Genomic DNA, 21,988 nt, shown 5'->3' on the forward strand with positions numbered 1-21,988 from the left:
AAATGAAAATTTTATATTATTTAGGTATAATGCGTGGATTATACTTTCAGATGTTATTAATTGTTACGGGTTGTTGCATAATACAGCAACCTGTACTTGCGCAAGATAAAACGCTAAAAAAAAGGTATACCCGCGAACTGGATTCATTATGGAGCAAGAATGTCTATATCAACGCGCTTAGCAATGACGGACAATGGATTGCATTCGAGGAAGCATATCATAATAAGCAAAGCACGCTCTACTTGAGAAATACACGGGGCACAACATCGCTGAAATTTGCTACATCGGGTATTTTTAATTTTTCTAATAACAATAAATGGTTTGCTTATACAACGCCTGACAATAAGCTTAAGGTAATTGATCTAAGCAATCTTCATGAAGAAGTTTATAATGATATACAATCATTTAGTTTTTCTTACACTGGTAATTTTATTGCTGCAAATGCTGTTAAGCCTGACATTTCGGCTTCGCTTCTTGTTATTGATCTCGTACATAATAACAGCCGTAGTTTTTCTAATGCAGGTGACTGTGTTTGGCACCCTAACGCAGATCTGTTAGCTGCCCAGTTCATGAGCGAAAAATCGGGCGAGTCAGTACTAATTGATGCTGTTAAGCTACAATATCATGTCATCTATAAATATCAAAACAGTGTCTGCTTTGATTTAAAATGGACTGGATCCGGAAATGCTTTGACTTTTTTAGAGACTGCAGGACACCAGCATAAAATCCATTTTTATGATGTTGTTAAAAAAGAGCATAAGATGCTGGATAACGATGTTCTAAATAAACATTTCTTAAATGCCGTTATAAGCAACAGGGGACTTTCCATTTCAGACGATGGAAATAATGTTTTCTTTTACAGAAAATCCAGCCGTGAGGTTCCTGATATAGAAGCAATGGAAGCATGGGATACTGACGAACCTTGGATTTATCCGCAAATGAAAGATTACAAGAAAAATGAACTGCCTTTCCTGCTTACAGCATGGGATGTACGAAGTGATCGGATTCTCGAAATTGCCGACAAAGAGACCCCAAGCGCACTTTTTAACCCTAATCATCCATATTCTTTAGTTTTCAATAAATTAGTGTATGAGCCTCAATACAGACAGTTTTTAGAAGCGGATATCTACAGCATAAATAATAAGTCTGGCAAGAAACAACTGGTTATAAAAAAACAAAGCATACAGCCGGAATTAATTGCATTATCACCTAAAGGAAACTATGTAGCCTATTTTAATGACAGTAATTGGTGGATATTTAATGTAAAGACTCGAGAATCCGAGAACGTGACCAGCAAGCTTAAAGAGGCTTTCCGGGATGTCAAAGGTAGCTGGACCAATGAGAATATACCATTTGGAAGTCCTGGCTGGTCAGAGGATGAAAACCTCATTTTGTATGACCAGTACGATATATGGCTAATGGATCCAACAGGGATGAAATACCAAAAAATTACATCTGGAAGGGCAAAGAAAATTAAATTCAGAATCAACAGGGACAGCAGAAGAAATGATGCAAAGTATTTAAGCCACTTCTCCAAGAATACAGGAATCAGCTTTGATCTGGATAAAGGCATTTTGCTGGATATGACAGGGGAAGACTTTAGCAGCGGTTTTGCCTTTTTTAAGAAAAAAACAGGAGTAAAAGAACTGTGTTTTGCTCCGATAAAGGTCGATGAGCCTCTTATATCTCTTAACAAAAATATTTTGGCATTTAAGACCTACAGGTACAATTTGCCTCCCTCTATTCATGTTTTAGAATTAAATAATAAGCTTTCCAAAATTTTATATCAAAGTAACACTGCGCTGTTGGATTACGATTTAGGCCAGGATCAGGTAGTACATTATCCTGGTCAGGATGGGGATATGCAGAAGGGTGTTCTAATTTATCCTGCAAATTTTCAGGCTGGCAGGAAATATCCAATGATCGTATATATTTATGAGCAAACTGCTGAATTCGTTAATTCATATAATTCGCCGACGCAATATTCCTATACTGGTTTTAACATCTTGAACTTTGTGACAAAAGATTATTTTGTTTTATTGCCTGATATCATATACCGTCAACAGAATCCCGGTTATTCGGCATTACAATCAGTAAGGGCAGCAGTCAGCGAGGTATTAAAAAATAAATCGGTAGACAAAAATAGAATCGGGCTGATAGGTCATTCCTTTGGAGGATACGAAACAGCTTATATCGCTACGCAAAGCAATATTTTTGCCGCCGCCGTAGCTGGAGCGCCGGTAACGGATTTGGTCAGTTGGTATCACGATGTCGCATGGGATTGGAAAAGAGATCAGATGTGGAGAATCGAAAGCCAGCAATATAGGATGGGAGCTTCCTTTTATGATCTAAAAGAACAGTACAATAAAAATTCTCCTTTATATAATGTTCAGCAGCTAAATACACCGCTTTTACTCTGGGCTGGCAAGGAAGACTACAATGTCAACTGGTCACAAAGTATTTACATGCATATGGCAATGAAGCGGCTTCATAAAAAGGGTAAATTATTGCTTTTTAAAAATGAGGGACATAATATAATGAACCTAGACAATCAGGAACTTTTATCCAAAGAAATAGAAGAATGGTTTGATACTTTTTGTAAAAAGGGTATGGAATGATAATATATCATTCCATACCCTGAAAAACTACAAGCCGTTATGGAATAACATCGCAGCACAGCTTGTACCATTGTTCACCGACCATACCTGATTGCCAAGGTAGGTACAGGGAGTGGCACTGATGTTGTTACAGTCTTTTGGAGCTGGTCTACACTGACCTGCCTGAAAAATGTAACCTGTAACAAAAGCTTCTTTCTCTGAAGCTTTACTCTCAGAGGCAAAGGCGAGACCTATTGCCATCATAAAAACCCCAACGGGTAATCCGAATTTAAAAAATTTACTTTTCATAATTCTAAAATTTTAAAGTTAACGGCCTACTTTTTTCTACAGGTGTTCGGCCTTATTCCTGAAACTACGTAGTATATCTTAAAATATTTCATTACTTAATACGGTAAATCCATAGTTTGTCTTGTGCAAGGGCTATGACTAAATCTTTATAGACTTTAAATTCTTGTAGTCTTACATCACGCTGGTGGTAGAGATAAAAGCTTTTTAAATATGTTTTTTCCTTAAAATTGTATACATCAATTATGCTGGCTGAGCGCAGAACTTTCTCATCCTCGTATTTACCCAGCCTATCACTATGTACATATAATAAATCCCCATACGCTGAAGTATGTTTGTTAACTACGACAGTGTTTACTCCTAATTTGTACTGATCTTTATTTTTGTAATGGGCAACATCTAATTGCGCCCTGCCAATAGTATCAATTGTTTTACCTGTAGAGAAAGAATGAAATTGCGCATCAGCCACAATATATTGGTTGCGGTAATAATATACATATAGGATAATGCCTTTCCCATTATTTGTCAATACTCCATCTGTATCGAATTTTCCATCAATCTGTCGCTTAAGGATTGTATCATTTAGCTTGAGATTTAAAGAATCTGCCTGACTTGTGACCAAACCCAAAATATTTTCTCCAGTCTTGCCACTGTTTGTTGCAATAGCTATTTTGAAAGGATCTAAAACTGAAAATTGTGTAAAATATGCATTGTCTATTGAAAAAATTCTTGCATTCCAATTACTTACTGAACCTTTAAATAATACAGGAACTGTACCGTCTCCAAGGAAAAAATAAGGCGGTCTGACATCTATCCTTACCCTTTTATATGAAAGATCGGTTTTATCTATTGATATCCGATTCTCATATGCATTACCATTTTTTATATTTATTGATTTTACATACAGAGGTGCCAAATAATTGCCCAAGTAAACAGTATTTTCATCTGCACCGGCAATGTAAAAGGAGTTAGATTCTAATGGACATTCGCCTACTTTTTCCAAAGCATGTGGAATATACTTCCTAATGAACGCGTTATTTCTTTTAATTTCCGTGTCCGAGAGCATAAATAGAAAAGCAACGACACCAATACTAAAAAAGACAGTCAACATAAGAGCACTGGCGATAACAGCGGGTTTTGAAATTAGGGATACCTTTGGTATCCCACCGGCCGATATCAGGATACCCGCTGCCGCCAGGACCATGAAAACTGCATTAAAAAAGAAATGTTCCTTCCATCCCATTTTCTCCAGAATACCTCCGCAGGAACATGGAACAGAGGAACTGTAATTTAAAATAATATAGATGTACGCGGTAAACATAACCATCAAACTAAATGCTGCAAAAAGACCAATTAATCTCCATCTTTTAAAAACAATAAGTAGTGCAATAAATAATTCAAGTACAGGTACAATCCACGATATTAATCCTGCAAAAGCACTTAATAAAGGTGACTGTCCCAATTGTACACGAAAGTCCTCAAAGTCAAGTAATTTGCTTACAGCCGCGTATACAAAAAGCAGGATATAAAGCAGGCAGATTATGTCGGCTATAGTGTTCTTAAAAGATATTGATGTTTTCATTTCATTGCTTTTAACGTTTACAATGTTTTATAATCTTACTTGAGGCATATCAAAATAGGCTAATAGATGTGTTTCTTTTATAATATCCACTTTATAAGTGTTTTATAAATCTAAATTAGAACAAAGCTGCCAAAGGATTAATGTGAAAAACGATCCAAAATTTGTAAAAAACGATCCATTTTTCACTTATAACGTTGTCTGAATTTTATTATAATGCAATTGAGAATTTGTAATATAAAGTTCTGTAAAATAAATAATTAACTCTTGTCAAATCAGGATAATCATATGCCAAAAACGGATTAAAAATGCCATTGGTGACTATAGCTGAATAACAAACTTTCAAAATCGAATGTTTTGCTTATGGATGTATATACTAATAGCAGAATATAAATCCGGGCAAATCTGTGAATCATAATTGACATGGCGTGCGGGCATACCAATTCACCCTAGCTTGCACTGCTAAAAATTAGCTAATAACCACATCTTTAGCATATTGTAAAAGCTAAATTAAAACAATATTGTGGAAGAGTTGTTACGAAAAACGAGCCAAAATTTGCAAAAAACGATCCATTTTACTGGCCTACTAAAAAAGCTAAAACACATAAAAAGGCTAGCAAATACAGGCCTTATGGACAAAAAGCAATAGTTTTTTCCTTTGATACCTAAAAAAACCTTAGAATTATGGAGTATAAAAAACGTCGTAAACCTGAAAGGATGTTTAAAATGATATCGATACTAAAAAATCAGGTGAACTTATAAAGAGGAAAGCTAACACTGAAAACATTCGATACAACTAATTAAAAAAACGACTTTGGAGTTTTTTTTACAGCCCCTGCAAGGGCAAGTGGTTTTGAGCTGCGGAAAGTATTTCAAGCAGCTCAGAACACAACTTGCCGTTGTCCCGCGACAACTTTTTAGAAATGGATTTAATGATGCCTTTTTTTGAGGGGTATTAACAAACTATAAGCGAAAATTAATTCGACAATTAATTTAAAAACCGTTCGATTTCAAATCTATAGAAGTCGTCAACTGAGTTTTTATATGCTTCAAATTCAGGAAGTGACCTCAAATTATTATAATCATCGAAGAATAGGTATTGTAATTGGTTGTCATTTTCGAGTCTAGAAATCAAACTAACGCTTAAGCCAATTTTTGAAAGGTCGATTTTATACTGGTTGGTCGTACCGTAGATGTATTTATTATAATCATCTAGTGATATCAGCTTATAATCATATAACATAATTATAAATTTATTCAGTTTGAAGCTTATAAAGTCATCTTCCATCTTCAGTTTGATGATTGCTAAATTTATAAGTTCAACATCACTTTTTTTACCCAGATTAATGTAGAGTTTTGCTTCTTGTTGGCTTTCTGTCCTGCCCACCTCGCCGTAAGTCTTTCCGAAAAAAGTTAATGGATTTTTATCTGCAACGCGTTTCTTAAAGTAATTAAACATATGATTGACATTTTCCTTTAAAGCCTTTTTCTGACTCACCGTAATATGAAAGTCGTAATATGTTCGAGCTTGTGGATATTGCAGTCGTTTAAATTCTGCATCTTTGACATCAACATTATTTATGAACACATAATTAATCTTCCCCATCATATCAAGTGTATTCCAAACAGGATTGCTTTTTACATTGTCTAAACGCTGGTCGAGTATTTGGCAAATTTTGTCAAGATCCTCATAAAAATGCGAAATTCCCGATTCTATAAGATATTGTTTAACCCTTTCAAAAGAGTTTTGTGGCACTTTAGTTAAAAACGTTTCATCTTCTTTTACCTGATCATATAATGTCTTCTTACGTTCTCGCTCACTTTTTGTCAATTTGTCCAAATCGAATTTGTCGAGTGTAGGATTGTGAATTACATCTTTAAAAATACGACTACGCAACAATCCAATTTTTGCTGCCATCTTTCCATCCTTTCTATTGAAAAGTTCACTATTGACAAAATGAACCGTTGGGAGGAGTTTATTAAGATCATTTTTAGACCGCGAAAAAATAGTATTAAGACGGTTAACCCTACCAATAAGATTTGTTAGTTCCTTTCCCCCCAACGAATATGTATTTAAAATATAAAGATTGTCAATTGGCAAATTCATTCCCTCTAATATGACAGAGTTTGCAATGATATATTTTATTTCTATTAAATCTTTAAACTTGCTTTCAAGATATTCTTTTATAAGGTCAGGAAGTTTGCCATGCAAATAAACAATTCCGTGTTTTAAATAGTCTACAGCATAGAATTTTTCATGTACCTCTTGCTTCAAAATTTTAATCAATTGGTTAATAGGTTCTGAGTTTCCAATTTCAGGCAAATGCCTTGCTAATTCTTTTGCAGCCAACTCTATGCTTACAGGACGGTAATTGTATAGGAAATTCTTTGTGGCAGATGTTGAATTGATATAAACAAACATATCTTTAAATTGCCCGATGTGGTATTGTTCATTAACGAACCTATTGTATTTGGTTACATTTCCATCTGTACAAAACTCATATATTTCTGGCTCTTTGATATTAAACGGTATTTTATGCTGATTAATACTTTGCTCTTGTGCAATTTTTAAGCTATGTGCATCCTCAATAAGAGGTGATAAATAAACGACATTTTGATTAGGGTTAAGTATACGATTTTTAGCTAAAAGTCTCGAAAGCAAAATACTTCGGGGATCATCTTTTAAGATATTATGTGCCTCGTCAATAAAAAGGACATTAAAATGAATGTTATTTTTGCTTAAGAGGCGTAATGCCCGCTCTTGTGTAAAGATTGCTATAAAAGAATCTTGGCCTTGGAACATCTCGTCGTGAATGATAATTTTTTTACCAAGATTAGCATTTCTAATCATCCGGTATGTTTGCATCAGTAACGATTTTGTCGGTACAATTATTCCAATTTTGCTGTTTAAAGCGGTATATTTTTTTATATAGTCCACAATTATCGAACTTTTACCAAATGATGTCGGAGCAATATAACTTACTTCCAAAGTTTGATCAGCAAGTAACTGTCTTTTACTGTTGAATTGATGGACAGTTTCTATATATTCCTCATGTCTATAGCGTTCTAATTCAATTCCAATACAGCAATCTTCTAAGGATTCCTCACTTAAAAGAGCATCATCTAAAACTGCCTTAGTCACGGGGTAATAACCAAAATTGGTAGAAAAATCATAAAGCGGCGCGTAATCATTATATTGAGTGCTGTATTTCAGTACTATATAGTACGCGAACTCTGCATAGCTGGTGTATCTGTTGTCCTGCTCATAATGTTTTAAAAATATGATGGCACAGCCTAATATATAAACAATTTCCTCATGGGTCAATTCAGTACCAATCGTTAGTTTTTCCATGATAGTCTGGAAAGTCTCAATTTTGTTGATATCTGTAAGCGCTGTTTTTTCTATTTGATTCATGAATAACTAAGGTGTTGTCAAGTATTGCCAAAAAAGTTCTAACGATTTTTTTGTCACGCAGACAATTTTTATTTTTTTAAAATTGAATTTCGAAATTGCTTCCTCAATCTCTATTTCTAAGGCGTTAGCATCGGTAGCATTCCAAGTTCCATTTAAGAAAATTGTCGAGCCTGGAATTATATTGAAATCATCAATCTTATGATAAACTTTGTTGTCAAATTCGGTGGTAAACTTTTTAATGTTTGCTCTGACACCCAAGTTGGCACCTACGTCAATGTGAGATGCATGGTTGTAAGCCTCTCGCCATGGATTATTCTTGACATCCCCAGCTAGTTTTCCTTTTAAGTCATTGTAAGATTCTTTTACTTTTGAACCATGTGAAATTCCTGCTGTTGAAATTAGACCTGACTTACTCTCTAGAATCCATTCCTCGGCATTATGAAAGTAGTAACCATCAAAACCTTTTTTTATCGAATTTTCTTCTAGATTAAAAAACAGAAATTGAGGTTCAAAACCCACTTCATTTAAATACAAGTGAATAAAAAATTCTGCAATTGCACCCATTTCAAGGGTCTTGCCTTTTTTTGGGGTGAGATAATGCACGACTCGTTGCTTAACTCCGTTTAAATCAACCGATACATTTCCCTCGCATATTTTAATGAACTTATTATCCAGAGCAACTTTTAAGGTTGCGTCGATATTTTCAATGTCTATGACGCATAGATCACTGCCACACTTCAATTTTTTAATAGTTGATTTCAATGCTGTTTTAAAATTAGAAATGTTAGAGGATTAAATACTTACTTAAGACATTCGTAAAAATATTAATAATAATAACACTATCTGCCTATAAATACATTTAAAAAAATAGTAACTATTTAAGAAATACTGATACGAGTAATATTAGTGAAACTAATTTTAAGGGAAAGGATTATCGGAATCCGCTTTGATAATTAAGAATGTCAATAAACTTCGGCAGCCATGAAGGCTGCCCGCCGATGTTCTTTATAGCTGAAAGGATTTCCATTGTAGATGAGATGAAGATTAAATAGGTGTATTTTAGTGATATAGGTTGCCGGAATGGTAACTCATGTACTTATGTATTTCCGTATTCACGCTTTTATGTTTGTATGCTTTCATGGTTTTACGTTTGCATGTATTCACGCTTGCATGTTTTCATGTATGCTAATCTGCAAGCCTGTATTTAAATAGATATGCACTATTGTATGAAAGTAAATTTTTAAGCGCAATTGCACAGGTATAATTAAATCTGTACAAACACCCAGAAAAATATATTATTTCAAAAGAAAACAGAAAAACCGGAAAAAAGAAAAAGAAAGCAATTCTACAGGATGGGTTGTGGGCAGGCCAAAAGGAAACGGAATAAGTCCCGTAAGGGTGGATTGCGAGTATGCGACCAAGACATTATGCCGTAGTCTTTTGGTTAGCCAAACAACCCGACCTACCTTCGTTTTCTTTTTATTATTTCTTTGGAAAAATATAAATTAAAAAAAATCTCGTGTTTAATAAATTTAAGAGGCAGAATTAAATCCAGTGCTAGGGTTTATCCTTGCGATTTAGGTAGCAGTACATTTCTTCCTTTTTGAGTTCGGGAAAGAATTTAAGGGCTTCTTCAATTGCATAGTTGGGCAGAAAGTAAATCTCTTCACGAACAGCCTTAATTACTTTTTCACGGCCATAAAAACACACGATTTTGTCAATTTGATCCTGACCTTCGCGCTCAACAATACGGGCAATTACCATTTTATATCCGCCGTCCCAATCAATATTGTCAAATCTAAAATCCCAAAAGAATTTAGGGTGAAGATCAGGTATATTTTTAGTTAATTCTCTATTGTTTTTTTAATAATGGTTAGTATCAAATATAAGCATTTTTTGCTGAATTACTTGCGAAAACCTCTCTTTTTGGTGGGATTAATCGGTAAATCCTGGGATTTAAATTTATATAAAGGATTTTTTTACTGCCAGTTCCAGACGTTTTTTAATGTCTGCTCTTTTTCTTTTAATACATCTACGCCTTTCAAAGGTGGTATCTGATATTAAAGGTTTGAGGCAGTGTATTGGAAACAAATAAGCCAAATGCTTCCAAGTGCTTCCAAGCACTTACAAATTGGAGTGTAATTGCTGATTATAAAATATATTGGGTTTTTATTAATACCATTAATTGAAGTCATGGAAAATGAACAAAAAACTAACCAGCATAAAGGGGGCAGACCTCCTAAAATTGATCCCGCCGTCCATCGCTATTCCATCAGTCTTAATGATGAAGAAAATGCCCGTTTCCTAACTCTTTTTGAAACATCCGGAATGCATGTAATGGCTCGCTTTATTACAGCGTGCATTTTTCAAAAAGGAATAAAAACAGTTAAGATCGATAAAGCAACAATGGACTATTATATGCGCCTGACCTCCTTTTACAGCCAGTTTAGGGCTGTCGGGGTTAATTACAATCAGGTTGTCAAGATTTTATATCAAAAATTTTCCGAAAAGAAAGCTTCTGCATATCTCTACAAACTGGAAAAGCAAACAATAGAATTAGCTGTTTTATCTAAAAAGATTATACAGCTCACAGAGGAATTTGAATTAAAGCATCTTAAAAAATAAATATTTTACAGTGTTTTTAAACTATTAACTAAGCCAAATGCAGTCACATTGTTCCATAAAAGGCAAAAAAAAAGGAAATGCATTATTGTATTTTAAATTCGTCTTGGTGCTGTGAGAAACGCGGTATTTTAATTAAGTTTAATAATATTTGATATGGAAAATTTAGAAGGTGAACAGTTTGACAATGATGATATTATATCAAAAAATTATCAAGATTTAGAAAGAGAAAAAGAACAAAAATTTGTAAATTTCATGATTGAAATTATGGTGTCATTAACATTAAAAGAATTATATGAAGAGGGCGATTAGATATTTAAGGTTTAGCCAGCTGGGGCAAAGTAATGGCTCTATTGAAAGACAGGAATTGTATACTGATCAGTATTTGCAGTATAATAATATACAATTGGTAGATACCTTTGTCGACAGAGGGAAAAGTGCCAAGACTTTTGATCGTCCGGATTTTATAAAACTGCAGGCATTTATTGCGAAACATTATAAATCTGTAGACTATCTACTTGTAGATCAGCTTGACCGTTTCAGCAGGGATGCTGGAGAAGCCATGAATATGGTAAAGCAGTTCCAAAAAAAATATAGTATTCAGATTATCAGCGTGACTGAAGGCATTGTTTTTGATTATGATACGCCTGGAAGTTTTTTCAGGGCAGGGTTACAATTGTTACTTGCTGAAGAGGATAATATCAATAGGAGCATAAAAGTGCGTGGCGGGCTTTACACTGCCCGTGCTAAGGAAGGTCGTTTCCTTACCAGAGAAAAACCTTTTGGCTACAGCAAGGTTGGAGAAGGAAAACAGCGACATCTTGAAGTAAATGAAATAGAAGCCAAAGTGGTAAGAAATATTTATGATATGTTCCTGCGTGATGTGCCGTTATATAAAATCAAGGAAATCGCATACGGAGCAGGATTTGACAGGAAAGGCAACATGGCCATTGACCGAGTGCTGGCAAATCCTGTTTATGCAGGACTTGTCAGAGTTGAACCTTTCAAGGATCTGCCGGGAGGTCTTTTTCCTGCTATTCATGAACCGATAGTTGATAAGACGACATGGACAATGGTACAGTCCAAAATGAAAAAGGTGGATAAGGTAAAAGTAACTGTAGACGAGGAAATACCTCTGAGAGGCGTTGTAAAATGCCACTGCGGAACTCCTCTGACAGGCGCACCTTCTCGTGGTAAATCTGGAAAATATTTTTACTATTATAAATGTAAGCATTCGAAGCATAACAACATAAGTGCTGTAAAAGCACATGAGCAGTTTTTAAATGCCTGCAACCTCATGAGTGTTCCTGAAAGGAAAATTAAGGAAATAAGGGCTGGATCTTATGCTTCAATTGAACAGGAAGTAAAAGCAAACAAGAAAAAAGTAACAGAAAAAAAGCATGAACTTGACGAAGTGCAACACAGATTAAATAAGGTAGAAGAAAAATGGTTTAAAGATGAAATAAATAAAGACACCTATGAAAGATGGTATTCTACCTATAGTGATCATATTCTAACACTTACTGCATCAATCGAAAGATTCAGTACAAATCACGGTAAAGCTTTTGAGGTTCTAGATAATAACTTGGATTTAATGGGGGATATCAGGCATGTATATACAAAATTAGATGTTTTGCAAAAACATCAGTTTGTAAACATGGTGTTCGATGGCAACTTGTACTACCAAGGCGGTATATATCGAACACCTACAATGATGGAGATATTTTCTCATAATGCCAGTAAAATGGAGGAAAAGGGATATCTTATATATCAAAAAAAGAGGGATAACATTTCTGTTATCCCTCACAGTGGGCGATGAGGGGTTCGAACCCCCGACCCCCTCGGTGTAAACGAGGTGCTCTGAACCAGCTGAGCTAATCGCCCTATTTTACTAGGTTGCTATCGTTTGTGATTGCGAGTGCAAATATAAGCCACTTTTTTAGTTCTGCAAAGAAAATACGTTAAAAATTTAAAGTTTTTTTAAAGTTTTTTCTATCTCGTTGTAATTGAATTTATTATAACGGAAGTTTTTTTAGTCTTTCTCGAATAATTTCAAGTTCTACTAGTTTAATGGCAATTCGGCAACAACAAAAGTGCTTCCGCCAACGTAAATAAAATCGTTTTTAGCCGCATTTTGCTTTGCAGCAGAGAAAGCTTCGTCTACAGATTCATATTTCTCTCCTGATAAATCATATTTTTTAGCAGTTTCTTTCAAAATTTCGGTAGGTAAACCTCTTGGCGAATCGGGTCGGCAAAAATAATAGTGTGCAATTTTAGGAAATAGAGGTAAAATAGAATCCAGGTCTTTGTCATTTACAACGCCAAGAACAATATGTAAGTTTTCAAAAGTTTCTTTCTGGATTTGATTCATCACAACAGCCAATCCGTGTTTGTTATGCGCCGTGTCGCAAATAATTTTTGGGTTTTCACCCAATTGTTGCCATCTTCCTTGCAAGCCGGTATTTTTTACGACATTTAACAAACCGTTTTTTAAGTTTTCATCAGAAACTTTAAACTCATTTTGAGCATTTAAAACAGCAATAGTTTGTTGAACAGTCTTTTTATTATGAAATTGATAGTCTCCAATTAAATCCGAAGCAAAAACATCTGAAACTAAATCCGAAGCAAAATAGATTGGCGCTTTGTTTTCTTCGGCTTTAGCCAAAAATACAGGTTGCGTTTCTGTTGTGTATTCTCCAATAACAACGGGAACATCAGGTTTGATAATTCCGGCTTTTTCACCTGCTATTAATGCGGGAGTATTTCCTAAAAACTGAGTATGATCTAAATCGATGTTGGTAATAACAGCAACTAATGGCGTGATAATATTGGTAGCGTCAAGTCTTCCGCCAAGGCCAACTTCGATAATGGCAATATCTGTTTTTTGGGCAGCAAAATAATCAAACGCCAAACCTACAGACATTTCGAAGAAACTCATATCGTTGGCTTCAAAAAAGTCTTTATGTCTGGCGACAAATTCGCAAACAAAATCTTCTGAAATTTCGGCTCCATTTATTTTGATTCTTTCCCTGAAATCTTTTAAATGCGGCGAAGTATACAATCCAACTTTATATCCTGCTTCCTGCAAAACCGAAGCTAACATGTGCGAGGTTGATCCTTTGCCGTTTGTTCCTGCAACATGAATGCATTTTAACTCATTTTGTGGATTATCAAGATGGGCTGCCAATAGTTTAATATTGGTCAAATCTTCCTTGTAAGCCGAGGCGCCTTGAAGTTGATACATTGGGAGTTGATTAAACATCCAATTTGTAGTTTCCTGATAGTTCATGTATTTTGGATAAAAGTGTTGTCGATTGAAATAATTTTCGTTTTTTTTAGTTTTATATTACAGCGAAAATTATCTTTATTGCAAATTTCAAATATTTTTTAGAATTAATTATTAAAAACCAGAATTAATATATGTTTAGTTTTATTCAATTACAAACGGACACCATTGCAAATGCCGCATCTAACGTAGTTATCGAGAAAATTGCACCAAATACAGAGATCTCAGTTTTAGGATTTATCTTAAAAGGAGGTTTTTTTCTTATTCCCATCGCTATCCTTTTGTTCTATACCTTTTATGTTATCATAGAACGTTATTTATATATTCATAAAGCTTCGAGAATAGATGCCAGATTAATGCAGGATGTAGGAGATAAGCTAAATGCGGGTAATATCGAGTTGGCGAGAACAATTGTAGAGAGAAGTAATACTGCTGCCGGAAATATATTAAAAGAAGGGGTTTTGGTAATTGGAAGGCCTATTGCCGAAATTGAATCAAACATGGACCGTGCTGCCGATATTGAAATTGGTGAAATGGAGAGACGTTTAGGACATCTTGGTCTTATTGCAGGTATTGCACCAACGTTAGGTTTTATTGGAACCATTTCCGGAGTAATCAAGATTTTTTATAGCATCTCGGTTACAGAGAATATTAGTATCGGGAATATTTCCGGAGGTTTATACGAGAAAATGATTAGTTCAGGTTCAGGGCTTATTGTTGGTATTATAGCCTATAGCGCTTACCATTTATTAAACGGAAAAATTGATGATTTTGCTTTAAAAATTCAAAAACAAATATTAGAATTTGTTAATATAATTCAAAGATCATAAGGTATGTCTATTAAGAGAAAAAGAAGATTTCATGCCGAAGTGGCGACTTCATCATTGAGTGATATTATGTTTTTCTTGCTGTTGTTTTTCCTTATTATCTCAACACTTGCAAATCCTAATGTCATTAAAATGACTTTGCCAAAGGCGAAATCAAATGAAAAAACCAACAAACAGTTAATTAGTTTGTCCGTTACCGAAGATAAAAAATTTTACATAGACAAAGAACCGGTTGAATTTGAAAATCTCGAAACCAGTCTAATGTCAAAAATAGGAGCAGACAAAGAACAAACCGTTGTCGTTCGAATTCCGTTTAACTTGCAAGTACAGGATTTAGTCGATGTATTGCAAATAGGAGTAAAGAACAACTTGAAGTTTGTTATTGCTACCAGTCCTAAGTAAAAAGCATTAGGGTGTGACCGTAATAAAAAAATGGGACTATCAGCATAACGTTGATTGTCCCATTTTTTTATTGATGTAAATTCGTGTTTTAATCCAAACTAAAATTATAAATAATCTTCCCTACTTGTTTTGCCGGTGCATCGCTGTCCGCATCCCATTTGGTATTCATGGCAGCAATTTTGGCCTGATCTAATAAACATCTTGCTGTATTGGTTGTTCCTTTAATTCCAGCCGTTGCGCTTATTGTTTTTCCGTTTTGGTCTACTGTAACTTCAACTACTACCTTTCCGGCTTCATCACAAGTATATTTTGGTGCGGGTTTAGATAATGCCCTTCTGTTTCCTAACGAATATCCAGATCCTCCTCCAGAGCCACCGCCGCTTCCGGGACCGTAACCACTTCCGGTACCAATACCATTTCCTGTTCCGTTTCCTCCGCCCGTTCCACCACCAGAGCCTCCGTTGCCGTAATAGCCATTAGAGCCTAAACTTCCGCCGGCTTTTCCTTTATTTCCTGCAACTTTATCGTCGCCATCACCACCTTTGTTGGATCCTTTTAAAATACTTGATAAAGCATCGTTTGTAGAATTAGAAACTTTTGGTTTTTCAGGAACAGGTTTTGTTTCCGGTTTTACAACAGGTACTGCTTTCTTAGGCTTTTCTTTTACGGGAATAATTACATCTTCCTGAGCAGGAGTTGCGTTTTCTTGTGTTATGATCGCTTCCTCCGGAGTTGCTTTTGCAGGTGCTTGTTTTGTTTCGTTTTTTACATTCAAAACCTCACTTTTATAATTGGCCCCTGATCCTAAATCACTGTCTCCAAAATTTACCGTTACGCCACCACCTCCGCCACCTGAAGCAAGTGCCGAGTTGTTTTCAGGATTATAAGGAGGCCAAAAACGAATGAAAAATAAAAGCAATAATAAAGCAGCATATAGAGCTGTTGAGATTAATAGCGATTTCTTTTTATCTGAAGAATCCGTATAAGTCATTTTGATTCTGAGTTTTGTAATAGTATTAAATAAAAACGTTTAAAAGTAGTAAAAATTGTTTAGAAACGAAGAGCTACAGCTATTTTGTAATAAGTTGTTTTTTGCACGCAGATTTGGCAGATAGAGCAGATTTTTTCTTTTATATTTTAAAATTATCTGCATAAATCCTTCTAGATCTGTGTTATCTGCGTGAAAATCTTACCGTAAAGATTCGCAAAGCTGTAAATCTGTGGATTAACTTTTTTTGCACGCAGATTAAGCAGATTTTTTCTTTGCCATTTATCATTAGTAATAGCCACAATTTTTAAAATAAATCTGCTCAATCTGCCAAATCTGCGAGAAAACTTTATTAGACAGCTTGAAAATCTTTTTAATCCTTTTAATCTGTGGCAAAAAAACATAAAAAAAACGAGCCAAATAATTTAACTCGTTTAGAATAAAAGTATAAATAAAATTATACTAATTGTTTCAATGCAATTTCAAAAGCAGTTGCACTAATGTTTGTTTTAGAAGGATTTAAAGCATGGGCTTTTACAATCGCATTTTTTATAATTTCAGAGGTGTCATTAAAAATAGCCTCATCTGTCATTTGAACTTTTTTCTCCATAAAATAAGCAAAAACCCTTGCCATTCCGCAGTTCGAAATAAAATCCGGAATCAGACTTACTTTACGGTCCACTTCTTCCATAATAGGACCAAAGAAAATTGCTGCATCAGCAAAAGGAACATTTGCTCCGCAGGAAATAACTTCTAATCCGTTTGCGATCAGGCTGTCAATTTGAGTTTGTTGTACTAATCTAGATGCAGCACAAGGAGTAAAAATCTCAGCACCAATAGTCCATATTTTAGAGTTGATTTCTTCAAACGGAATCATATTATCAGCAACCAATTTGTTTCCGTCTTTGTTTAGAAATAAAGTTTTGATTTCATCAAACGAAAAACCTTCTTCTTTAATTAGTCCGCCATCGCGGTCAATGATTCCAATAACTTTTGCACCCATTTCAGCCAGATAAAAAGCAGCAGCAGAACCTACATTTCCAAAACCTTGTACGATTGCTTTTTTACCTTTTATGTCTCCGCCATAAGTTGCATAAAAATGTCGGACAGCCTCAGCAACGCCATAGCCTGTAATCATATCTGCAACAGTATATTTTCTGGTTACATCTGGTGAGAATTTAGGGTTTTCGATTACCTTGATAACACCTTGACGTAATTGTCCTATTCTATTAATTTTATCTGCTTCAGTTGGTTTAAAATGACCATTAAAAACACCTTCTTGCGGATGCCAAACACCACATTCTTCTGTCATTGGAATTACTTCGTGAATTTCATCAACATTCAAATCTCCACCAGTTCCGTAATAACTTTTTAGTAAAGGCGAAACCGCTTTGTACCAACGTTGCAAAACACCTTTTTTACGAGGATCATTCGGATCAAAATTTATTCCGGATTTAGCGCCTCCAATTGCTGGTCCGGAAACTGAAAATTTAACCTCCATTGTTTTGGCCAATGATAAAACTTCATTCATGTCTAAGCCTTTTCTCATTCTGGTTCCTCCACCGGCAGCTCCTCCACGTAGTGAATTAATAACAGTCCAACCTTCAGCTTCTGTTTCAGAATCTTTCCAGTTAAAAACAATTTCAGGTGCTTTATTTTCAAATTGCTGTAATAAATCTTTCATTTTGTTGAGATATGTTTAGTTTGCGTAAAAGTATAAAATAGAATAATGCGAATAATGTATTTAGTCTCAATTTTTATGAAACAAAAAAAGAAAGCCGAAAACAATATGTTTTCGGCTTTCGAATATTCTTAAAATTTAAGAATTATATCCCTAATAAGTGTTTTTTTAAAGTATCATCAACTGGTTTATCAGAAAGCCAGATTCCGAATAATGCTTTTTTGAAATCAAATCCGGAAACTTTTCCTTTTAGAACTTCATTTTTATATACGTTAATAGTTTGGTCAAGTGGATTGTATCCTAAAACAAATACATCTTTTTCAGTAATTGCATCACTTAAAAGTGCTTTAAATTGTTCAATTCTTGGTCTTAATTCTTCAAGATTGCTTCCGGCAGATTTTTCGAACCCGGCATTCATCGCTTTCGTTAATTTGTTTGAAGAAACCATAGAAGAGGTAATTTCGATTCGAATCGCCATTTCAGTATCGCTATCAATAATAAATTGAGGATCCTGACTTAATTGCGATAAATATAATGCCTGCACATAAACTTCAAGCCACATTTTAGATCTTCCGCCAGCTCCGTTAAGTTGCAAAGTTTTATTTTGAAATTCAATTTTTCTGGGAACTGTAACACCATTAACCTCTAATTGGGTTTGCGCCGAAACGGTAGAAAATTGTATGCTTAAAAGGAGTGTAAGTAGTAGTAAAATCTTTTTCATGTTCTATCAATTTTATAATTTTTAGGCAAAAATAATGTTAATTTATCAATTAAACGTCGTTTTTTGATATGTTTTTTTGTTCTTGATTTTGATTCATTGATTCGTATGATGTTAATAATCAAATTAGTAAGACTAGTTTTACGTAGTTTTACCTGTTTTAAGATTTGTTTAACCTTTTTAAGATTAAAAATTAAGGCTGACTTTAAGTTTTATGCTATTTTTATGTGTTTTTATATTCTTAAATTTTAAAGAAAACATTGCAAATTTTGTGGCAGTATTGCTAAATTACACGATTATTACGAAAACGATATCGTAATTATTGCTGATCTATCAAATTTATATGCATGCATTGTTAATTTGACATTTAAAAATTATCTTTGGAAGCCTTTTTCAAGGAAAAAAACAATTCAAAAAACAAAAATAACCGTCGGCTAAACAAAATATTTTAAAATTTGGTTTAGAAGAAAACAATTAAACAATATAACTATGGATTTCAATCTTACCGAAGAACATTTAATGATTCAACAAGCTGCAAGAGATTTTGCTCAGAACGAATTGTTGCCAGGTGTTATTGAGCGTGACGAAAAACAAATTTTTCCAACAGAGCAAGTAAAAAAAATGGGGCAATTGGGCTTCATGGGTATGATGGTTGATCCTAAATACGGAGGTAGTGGTTTGGATGCGATTTCGTATGTAATTGCTATGGAAGAGATTTCTAAGGTTGATGCATCTGCATCTGTAGTTATGTCTGTAAACAACTCATTAGTTTGTTGGGGTTTACAGGAATTTGGAACCGAAGAGCAAAAACAAAAATATTTACCGGGTTTAGCGTCTGGCGAAATTCACGGAGCATTTTGCTTAAGCGAGCCGGAAGCCGGAAGTGATGCAACTTCTCAAAAAACAACTGCGGTTGATATGGGAGATCATTATATTGTAAACGGAACAAAAAACTGGATTACAAACGGAAATACAGCATCTGTTTATTTGGTAATTGCTCAAACACATCCGGAATTAAAGCATAAAGGAATTAATGCTTTGATTATGACCAAAGATATGCCGGGCTTTTCTATTGGTCCAAAAGAACAAAAAATGGGAATTCGTGGTTCAGATACGCATTCTTTAATGTTTAGTGATGTAAAAGTTCCAAAAGAAAACAGAATTGGTGAAGATGGTTTTGGATTTAAATTTGCAATGAAAACCCTTGCCGGAGGACGTATCGGGATTGCATCTCAGGCTTTAGGAATAGCTTCCGGAGCTTATGAGTTAGCTTTAAAATATTCTAAAGAGCGTAAAGCTTTTGGAACAGAAATTTGCAATCATCAGGCAATTGCTTTCAAATTGGCAGATATGGCGGTAAATATCGAAGCAGCGCGTCATTTGTGTATGAAAGCAGCTTGGGATAAAGACCAGCATAAAAATTATGATGTAAGTGGTGCAATGGCAAAATTATTTGCTTCGCAAGTGGCAATGGACACAGCTGTAGAAGCGGTTCAGATTCACGGAGGAAATGGTTATGTAAAAGAGTACCATGTAGAGCGTTTCATGCGTGATGCAAAAATTACTCAGATTTACGAAGGAACTTCTGAAATTCAGAAAATCGTAATTTCAAGAGCTGTAATTGCAGGATAATTTTCTTATAGAATAAACAAATAAAACCCTTTGAGGCCTTTGTGTCTCAAAGGGTTTTTTGTTTGCTTTTTAAAATTGTTACATTTACATAAAGAAAGTTAGATATGTACGAAGATTTAAAATACTGGTACTTGCGAGATCATAAATTGTTCCGGACTTTGAGCTATTCTCAAATCAAGCAATTGTGTATTATTACAGGTTTTAAAAAAGCTTCAAAAGGAGAAATCATTTATTTTTCGACCTCAGATGTCCCTCGAATCTTTTTGCTGAAAAAAGGAAACATCAAAATTGTCGCTATTGATGATGATGGTAATGAAACCATAAAAGATATCATTCAGAAAGGAGATTTATTTGGCGAATTAACTTTAGAAGCAGATAATAAGAATGAGGAATATGCTAAAGTCCTCTCAGACGATGTCGCGATTTGTAGTTTTCTAATGTCTGATTTTGAAGATTTATTGCTTAAAAATCCAACATTGGCACTTTCGTATACCAAGTTTGTGGGCTTAAAAATGAAGCGTATCAAAAATAGTTATGCCAATTTAATTTCTAAAGATGCTAAAACCAGATTGCATCAGTTTCTAAAAGACTGGGCAGAACAAGAAGGGGTTCGAAATGGAAATGTAGTTACCATAGAAAACTATTTGACCCAAAATGATATTGCCCAAATTATTTGTACTTCAAGGCAAACAGCTACACAATTATTGAACGAAATGGAAACGAATAATCTTTTGGCTTACAATAGAAAGGAAATTATCATTCCCGATATTACTAAAATATAATTATTTTAGGCGAAGTGTAAATTAGCCGACATTTTCTTTTTTCATAGCAAAGTAATTTTACATCATCAAAAAGATGTAACACCAAAAGCTATGAAAAAATTAATTCCTATTTTTTTAGTAATCCTCACTACGGTTACTAACGCACAAAACGCGATTCCAAAATCTGCGACAGATATTGCTCCTTTATTAATAGGAGAGAAAATCCCTGACATTACTTTAAAAACAGCTGAAAACACAGTTGTCAAAATTTCTGATTTACTTAAAAAGAAAAAGACAATTTTAGTTTTTTATCGAGGCGGTTGGTGCCCCTATTGCAATATGCATTTGCAGGCTTTGGCTGATGCCGAAAAAGAAATTCTTGACCTAGGATACCAAATTATTGCCGTAAGCCCTGATGCTCCCGAAAATTTGAAAATTACAGCAGAAAAAGATCAGATAAAATACACCTTACTTTCTGACTCCAACGGAGAATTTATTAAAGCTGTTGGTATCGCTTTTACGGCTCCTGAAAACTATAAATCAGTAATTAACGTACATTCTAATGGAGTCAATATGAGTTTGTTACCAGTTCCGTCTGTTTTTGTTGTAAACCCCGAAGGTGATATTTTATTCGAATACATTTCTCCTGATTTTAAGCATCGCATAACGACCGAATTACTTGTTTCTGTATTAAAAACTTTCAAATAAAATAAAATGAAAAAGCTAGTATTATTTGTATTGATTTTGATTTCAGGAATTTCATTTGCCCAAAACGAGACCAAACGAATCGATCAATATAATTTAGAAAATAAAGTTGCAATTCAGGGTTATGACCCGGTTGGGTATTTTAGCCAGGGAAAAGCAATAAAGGGGAAAAAAGAAGTATCAGCATCGTATCAAGGTGTGGTTTACAAATTCTCGTCAAACGAAAATAAAGAGGCGTTCTTAAAGAATCCTTCAAAATATGAACCTCAATACGGAGGATGGTGCGCTTATGCAATGGGAAGCACTGGTGAAAAAGTCGAAATAAATCCGGAAACGTTTAAGATTATCGATAATAAACTTTATCTATTTTACAATGCTTACTTTAATAATACACTTAAAAGTTGGAATAAAGAGGAAGCCAACCTGAAGTCTAAAGCTGATAGTAACTGGAAAAAAACATATAAATAAC

Annotated in this window: 19 protein-coding genes and 1 tRNA gene; 10 read left to right on the forward strand and 10 right to left on the reverse strand. The window is 34.5% G+C overall.

Features of this window, described 5'->3' with window-relative positions:
• Positions 1-2 precede the first annotated feature (2 nt).
• The gene (locus B0A64_RS04185; protein ID WP_089478300.1) at positions 3-2,618 is read left to right on the forward strand and encodes a S9 family peptidase; all 2,616 of its coding nucleotides are present in this window, start codon (positions 3-5) and stop codon (positions 2,616-2,618) included.
• Between the two features lie 27 nt (positions 2,619-2,645).
• Here B0A64_RS04185 and B0A64_RS04190 read toward each other — a convergent pair whose 3' ends face one another.
• From B0A64_RS04190 to B0A64_RS04210, 5 genes are all read right to left on the reverse strand, one after another.
• Positions 2,646-2,906, reverse strand: coding sequence for a DUF6520 family protein (locus B0A64_RS04190; RefSeq protein WP_089478301.1), 261 nt, complete (start codon positions 2,904-2,906; stop codon positions 2,646-2,648).
• Between the two features lie 91 nt (positions 2,907-2,997).
• Complete coding sequence (locus B0A64_RS04195) at positions 2,998-4,485, reverse strand: DoxX family protein (protein WP_089478302.1); 1,488 nt, start codon at positions 4,483-4,485, stop codon at positions 2,998-3,000.
• Positions 4,486-5,470: 985 nt separating this feature from the next.
• Positions 5,471-7,897, reverse strand: a complete 2,427-nt coding sequence (locus tag B0A64_RS04200; RefSeq protein WP_089478303.1) for a DEAD/DEAH box helicase family protein — start codon at positions 7,895-7,897, stop codon at positions 5,471-5,473.
• A 6-nt stretch (positions 7,898-7,903) separates the two neighbouring features.
• Positions 7,904-8,659 (reverse strand): hypothetical protein, encoded by a 756-nt coding sequence (locus B0A64_RS04205; RefSeq protein ID WP_089478304.1) that lies wholly within the window; start codon positions 8,657-8,659, stop codon positions 7,904-7,906.
• Between the two features lie 795 nt (positions 8,660-9,454).
• Positions 9,455-9,733, reverse strand: a complete 279-nt coding sequence (locus tag B0A64_RS04210; protein ID WP_089478305.1) for a DUF6922 domain-containing protein — start codon at positions 9,731-9,733, stop codon at positions 9,455-9,457.
• A gap of 357 nt (positions 9,734-10,090) precedes the next feature.
• Between B0A64_RS04210 and mobA the strand changes: the two genes are divergently transcribed.
• The 3 genes from mobA (at position 10,091) to B0A64_RS04220 (ending at position 12,338) form a co-directional block, all read left to right on the forward strand.
• Complete coding sequence (gene mobA, locus B0A64_RS04215) at positions 10,091-10,522, forward strand: conjugal transfer protein MobA (RefSeq protein ID WP_089478306.1); 432 nt, start codon at positions 10,091-10,093, stop codon at positions 10,520-10,522.
• A 153-nt stretch (positions 10,523-10,675) separates the two neighbouring features.
• Positions 10,676-10,831 (forward strand): hypothetical protein, encoded by a 156-nt coding sequence (locus tag B0A64_RS25080; RefSeq protein WP_165769760.1) that lies wholly within the window; start codon positions 10,676-10,678, stop codon positions 10,829-10,831.
• Positions 10,815-12,338 (forward strand): recombinase family protein, encoded by a 1,524-nt coding sequence (locus tag B0A64_RS04220; protein WP_089478307.1) that lies wholly within the window; start codon positions 10,815-10,817, stop codon positions 12,336-12,338. The genes B0A64_RS25080 and B0A64_RS04220 overlap by 17 nt, the downstream gene beginning before the upstream one ends.
• On the opposite strand, the gene B0A64_RS04225 is transcribed toward B0A64_RS04220, so the two are convergent.
• Together B0A64_RS04225 and B0A64_RS04230 are read right to left on the reverse strand one after the other, a co-directional pair.
• Positions 12,329-12,403, reverse strand: a tRNA-Val gene (locus B0A64_RS04225). The two genes, B0A64_RS04220 and B0A64_RS04225, sit on opposite strands and share 10 nt — an antisense overlap.
• A gap of 178 nt (positions 12,404-12,581) precedes the next feature.
• Complete coding sequence (locus B0A64_RS04230) at positions 12,582-13,808, reverse strand: bifunctional folylpolyglutamate synthase/dihydrofolate synthase (protein ID WP_089478308.1); 1,227 nt, start codon at positions 13,806-13,808, stop codon at positions 12,582-12,584.
• 131 nt (positions 13,809-13,939) lie between these two features.
• Here B0A64_RS04230 and B0A64_RS04235 point away from each other — a divergent pair, with 131 nt between their 5' ends.
• Positions 13,940-14,635 (forward strand): MotA/TolQ/ExbB proton channel family protein, encoded by a 696-nt coding sequence (locus B0A64_RS04235; RefSeq protein WP_089478309.1) that lies wholly within the window; start codon positions 13,940-13,942, stop codon positions 14,633-14,635.
• A 3-nt stretch (positions 14,636-14,638) separates the two neighbouring features.
• The gene (locus B0A64_RS04240) at positions 14,639-15,034 is read left to right on the forward strand and encodes an ExbD/TolR family protein (RefSeq protein ID WP_089478310.1); all 396 of its coding nucleotides are present in this window, start codon (positions 14,639-14,641) and stop codon (positions 15,032-15,034) included.
• 88 nt (positions 15,035-15,122) lie between these two features.
• Here the strand turns inward: B0A64_RS04240 and B0A64_RS04245 are convergent, their stop codons facing one another.
• The 3 genes from B0A64_RS04245 to B0A64_RS04260 form a co-directional block, all read right to left on the reverse strand.
• Positions 15,123-16,025 carry a hypothetical protein gene (locus B0A64_RS04245; protein WP_089478311.1) on the reverse strand — a complete coding sequence of 301 codons (903 nt, stop codon included), beginning with the start codon at positions 16,023-16,025 and terminating at the stop codon, positions 15,123-15,125.
• Between the two features lie 454 nt (positions 16,026-16,479).
• The gene (locus B0A64_RS04255; RefSeq protein ID WP_089478313.1) at positions 16,480-17,706 is read right to left on the reverse strand and encodes a Glu/Leu/Phe/Val dehydrogenase dimerization domain-containing protein; all 1,227 of its coding nucleotides are present in this window, start codon (positions 17,704-17,706) and stop codon (positions 16,480-16,482) included.
• Between the two features lie 142 nt (positions 17,707-17,848).
• Entirely contained in the window at positions 17,849-18,424 is a 576-nt protein-coding gene (locus tag B0A64_RS04260) for a chalcone isomerase family protein (RefSeq protein ID WP_089478314.1), read from the reverse strand.
• A 486-nt stretch (positions 18,425-18,910) separates the two neighbouring features.
• On the opposite strand from B0A64_RS04260, the gene B0A64_RS04265 reads away from it, so the two are divergent.
• The 4 genes from B0A64_RS04265 to B0A64_RS04280 all read left to right on the forward strand — a co-directional run bounded on the left by B0A64_RS04265 (position 18,911) and on the right by B0A64_RS04280 (position 21,987).
• Positions 18,911-20,053 (forward strand): acyl-CoA dehydrogenase, encoded by a 1,143-nt coding sequence (locus tag B0A64_RS04265; protein WP_089478315.1) that lies wholly within the window; start codon positions 18,911-18,913, stop codon positions 20,051-20,053.
• Between the two features lie 104 nt (positions 20,054-20,157).
• Entirely contained in the window at positions 20,158-20,835 is a 678-nt protein-coding gene (locus tag B0A64_RS04270; protein ID WP_089478316.1) for a Crp/Fnr family transcriptional regulator, read from the forward strand.
• Between the two features lie 90 nt (positions 20,836-20,925).
• On the forward strand, positions 20,926-21,522 hold the full coding sequence (locus B0A64_RS04275; RefSeq protein ID WP_089478317.1) for a peroxiredoxin-like family protein: 597 nt from the start codon (positions 20,926-20,928) through the stop codon (positions 21,520-21,522).
• Positions 21,523-21,528: 6 nt separating this feature from the next.
• Positions 21,529-21,987: a YHS domain-containing (seleno)protein gene (locus B0A64_RS04280; RefSeq protein ID WP_089478318.1), complete on the forward strand. Its 459-nt coding sequence runs from the start codon at positions 21,529-21,531 to the stop codon at positions 21,985-21,987.
• Position 21,988: the final 1 nt, after the last annotated feature.

It is taken from the genome of Flavobacterium araucananum (genome assembly GCF_002222055.1).
Lineage (GTDB): Bacteria > Bacteroidota > Bacteroidia > Flavobacteriales > Flavobacteriaceae > Flavobacterium > Flavobacterium araucananum.

What these genes read in the sequence shown, in the direction of transcription:
- B0A64_RS04230 (WP_089478308.1), bottom strand. Translation starts at nt 13,808, where the DNA reads ATGAACTATCAGGAAACTACAAATTGGATGTTTAATCAACTCCCAATG.
- B0A64_RS04185 (WP_089478300.1), top strand. Translation starts at nt 3, where the DNA reads ATGAAAATTTTATATTATTTAGGTATAATGCGTGGATTATACTTTCAG.
- B0A64_RS04260 (WP_089478314.1), bottom strand. Translation starts at nt 18,424, where the DNA reads ATGAAAAAGATTTTACTACTACTTACACTCCTTTTAAGCATACAATTT.
- B0A64_RS04235 (WP_089478309.1), top strand. Translation starts at nt 13,940, where the DNA reads ATGTTTAGTTTTATTCAATTACAAACGGACACCATTGCAAATGCCGCA.
- B0A64_RS25080 (WP_165769760.1), top strand. Translation starts at nt 10,676, where the DNA reads ATGGAAAATTTAGAAGGTGAACAGTTTGACAATGATGATATTATATCA.
- B0A64_RS04200 (WP_089478303.1), bottom strand. Translation starts at nt 7,897, where the DNA reads ATGAATCAAATAGAAAAAACAGCGCTTACAGATATCAACAAAATTGAG.
- B0A64_RS04280 (WP_089478318.1), top strand. Translation starts at nt 21,529, where the DNA reads ATGAAAAAGCTAGTATTATTTGTATTGATTTTGATTTCAGGAATTTCA.
- mobA (WP_089478306.1), top strand. Translation starts at nt 10,091, where the DNA reads ATGGAAAATGAACAAAAAACTAACCAGCATAAAGGGGGCAGACCTCCT.
- B0A64_RS04270 (WP_089478316.1), top strand. Translation starts at nt 20,158, where the DNA reads ATGTACGAAGATTTAAAATACTGGTACTTGCGAGATCATAAATTGTTC.
- B0A64_RS04245 (WP_089478311.1), bottom strand. Translation starts at nt 16,025, where the DNA reads ATGACTTATACGGATTCTTCAGATAAAAAGAAATCGCTATTAATCTCA.
- B0A64_RS04195 (WP_089478302.1), bottom strand. Translation starts at nt 4,485, where the DNA reads ATGAAAACATCAATATCTTTTAAGAACACTATAGCCGACATAATCTGC.
- B0A64_RS04190 (WP_089478301.1), bottom strand. Translation starts at nt 2,906, where the DNA reads ATGAAAAGTAAATTTTTTAAATTCGGATTACCCGTTGGGGTTTTTATG.
- B0A64_RS04220 (WP_089478307.1), top strand. Translation starts at nt 10,815, where the DNA reads ATGAAGAGGGCGATTAGATATTTAAGGTTTAGCCAGCTGGGGCAAAGT.
- B0A64_RS04240 (WP_089478310.1), top strand. Translation starts at nt 14,639, where the DNA reads ATGTCTATTAAGAGAAAAAGAAGATTTCATGCCGAAGTGGCGACTTCA.
- B0A64_RS04275 (WP_089478317.1), top strand. Translation starts at nt 20,926, where the DNA reads ATGAAAAAATTAATTCCTATTTTTTTAGTAATCCTCACTACGGTTACT.
- B0A64_RS04265 (WP_089478315.1), top strand. Translation starts at nt 18,911, where the DNA reads ATGGATTTCAATCTTACCGAAGAACATTTAATGATTCAACAAGCTGCA.
- B0A64_RS04255 (WP_089478313.1), bottom strand. Translation starts at nt 17,706, where the DNA reads ATGAAAGATTTATTACAGCAATTTGAAAATAAAGCACCTGAAATTGTT.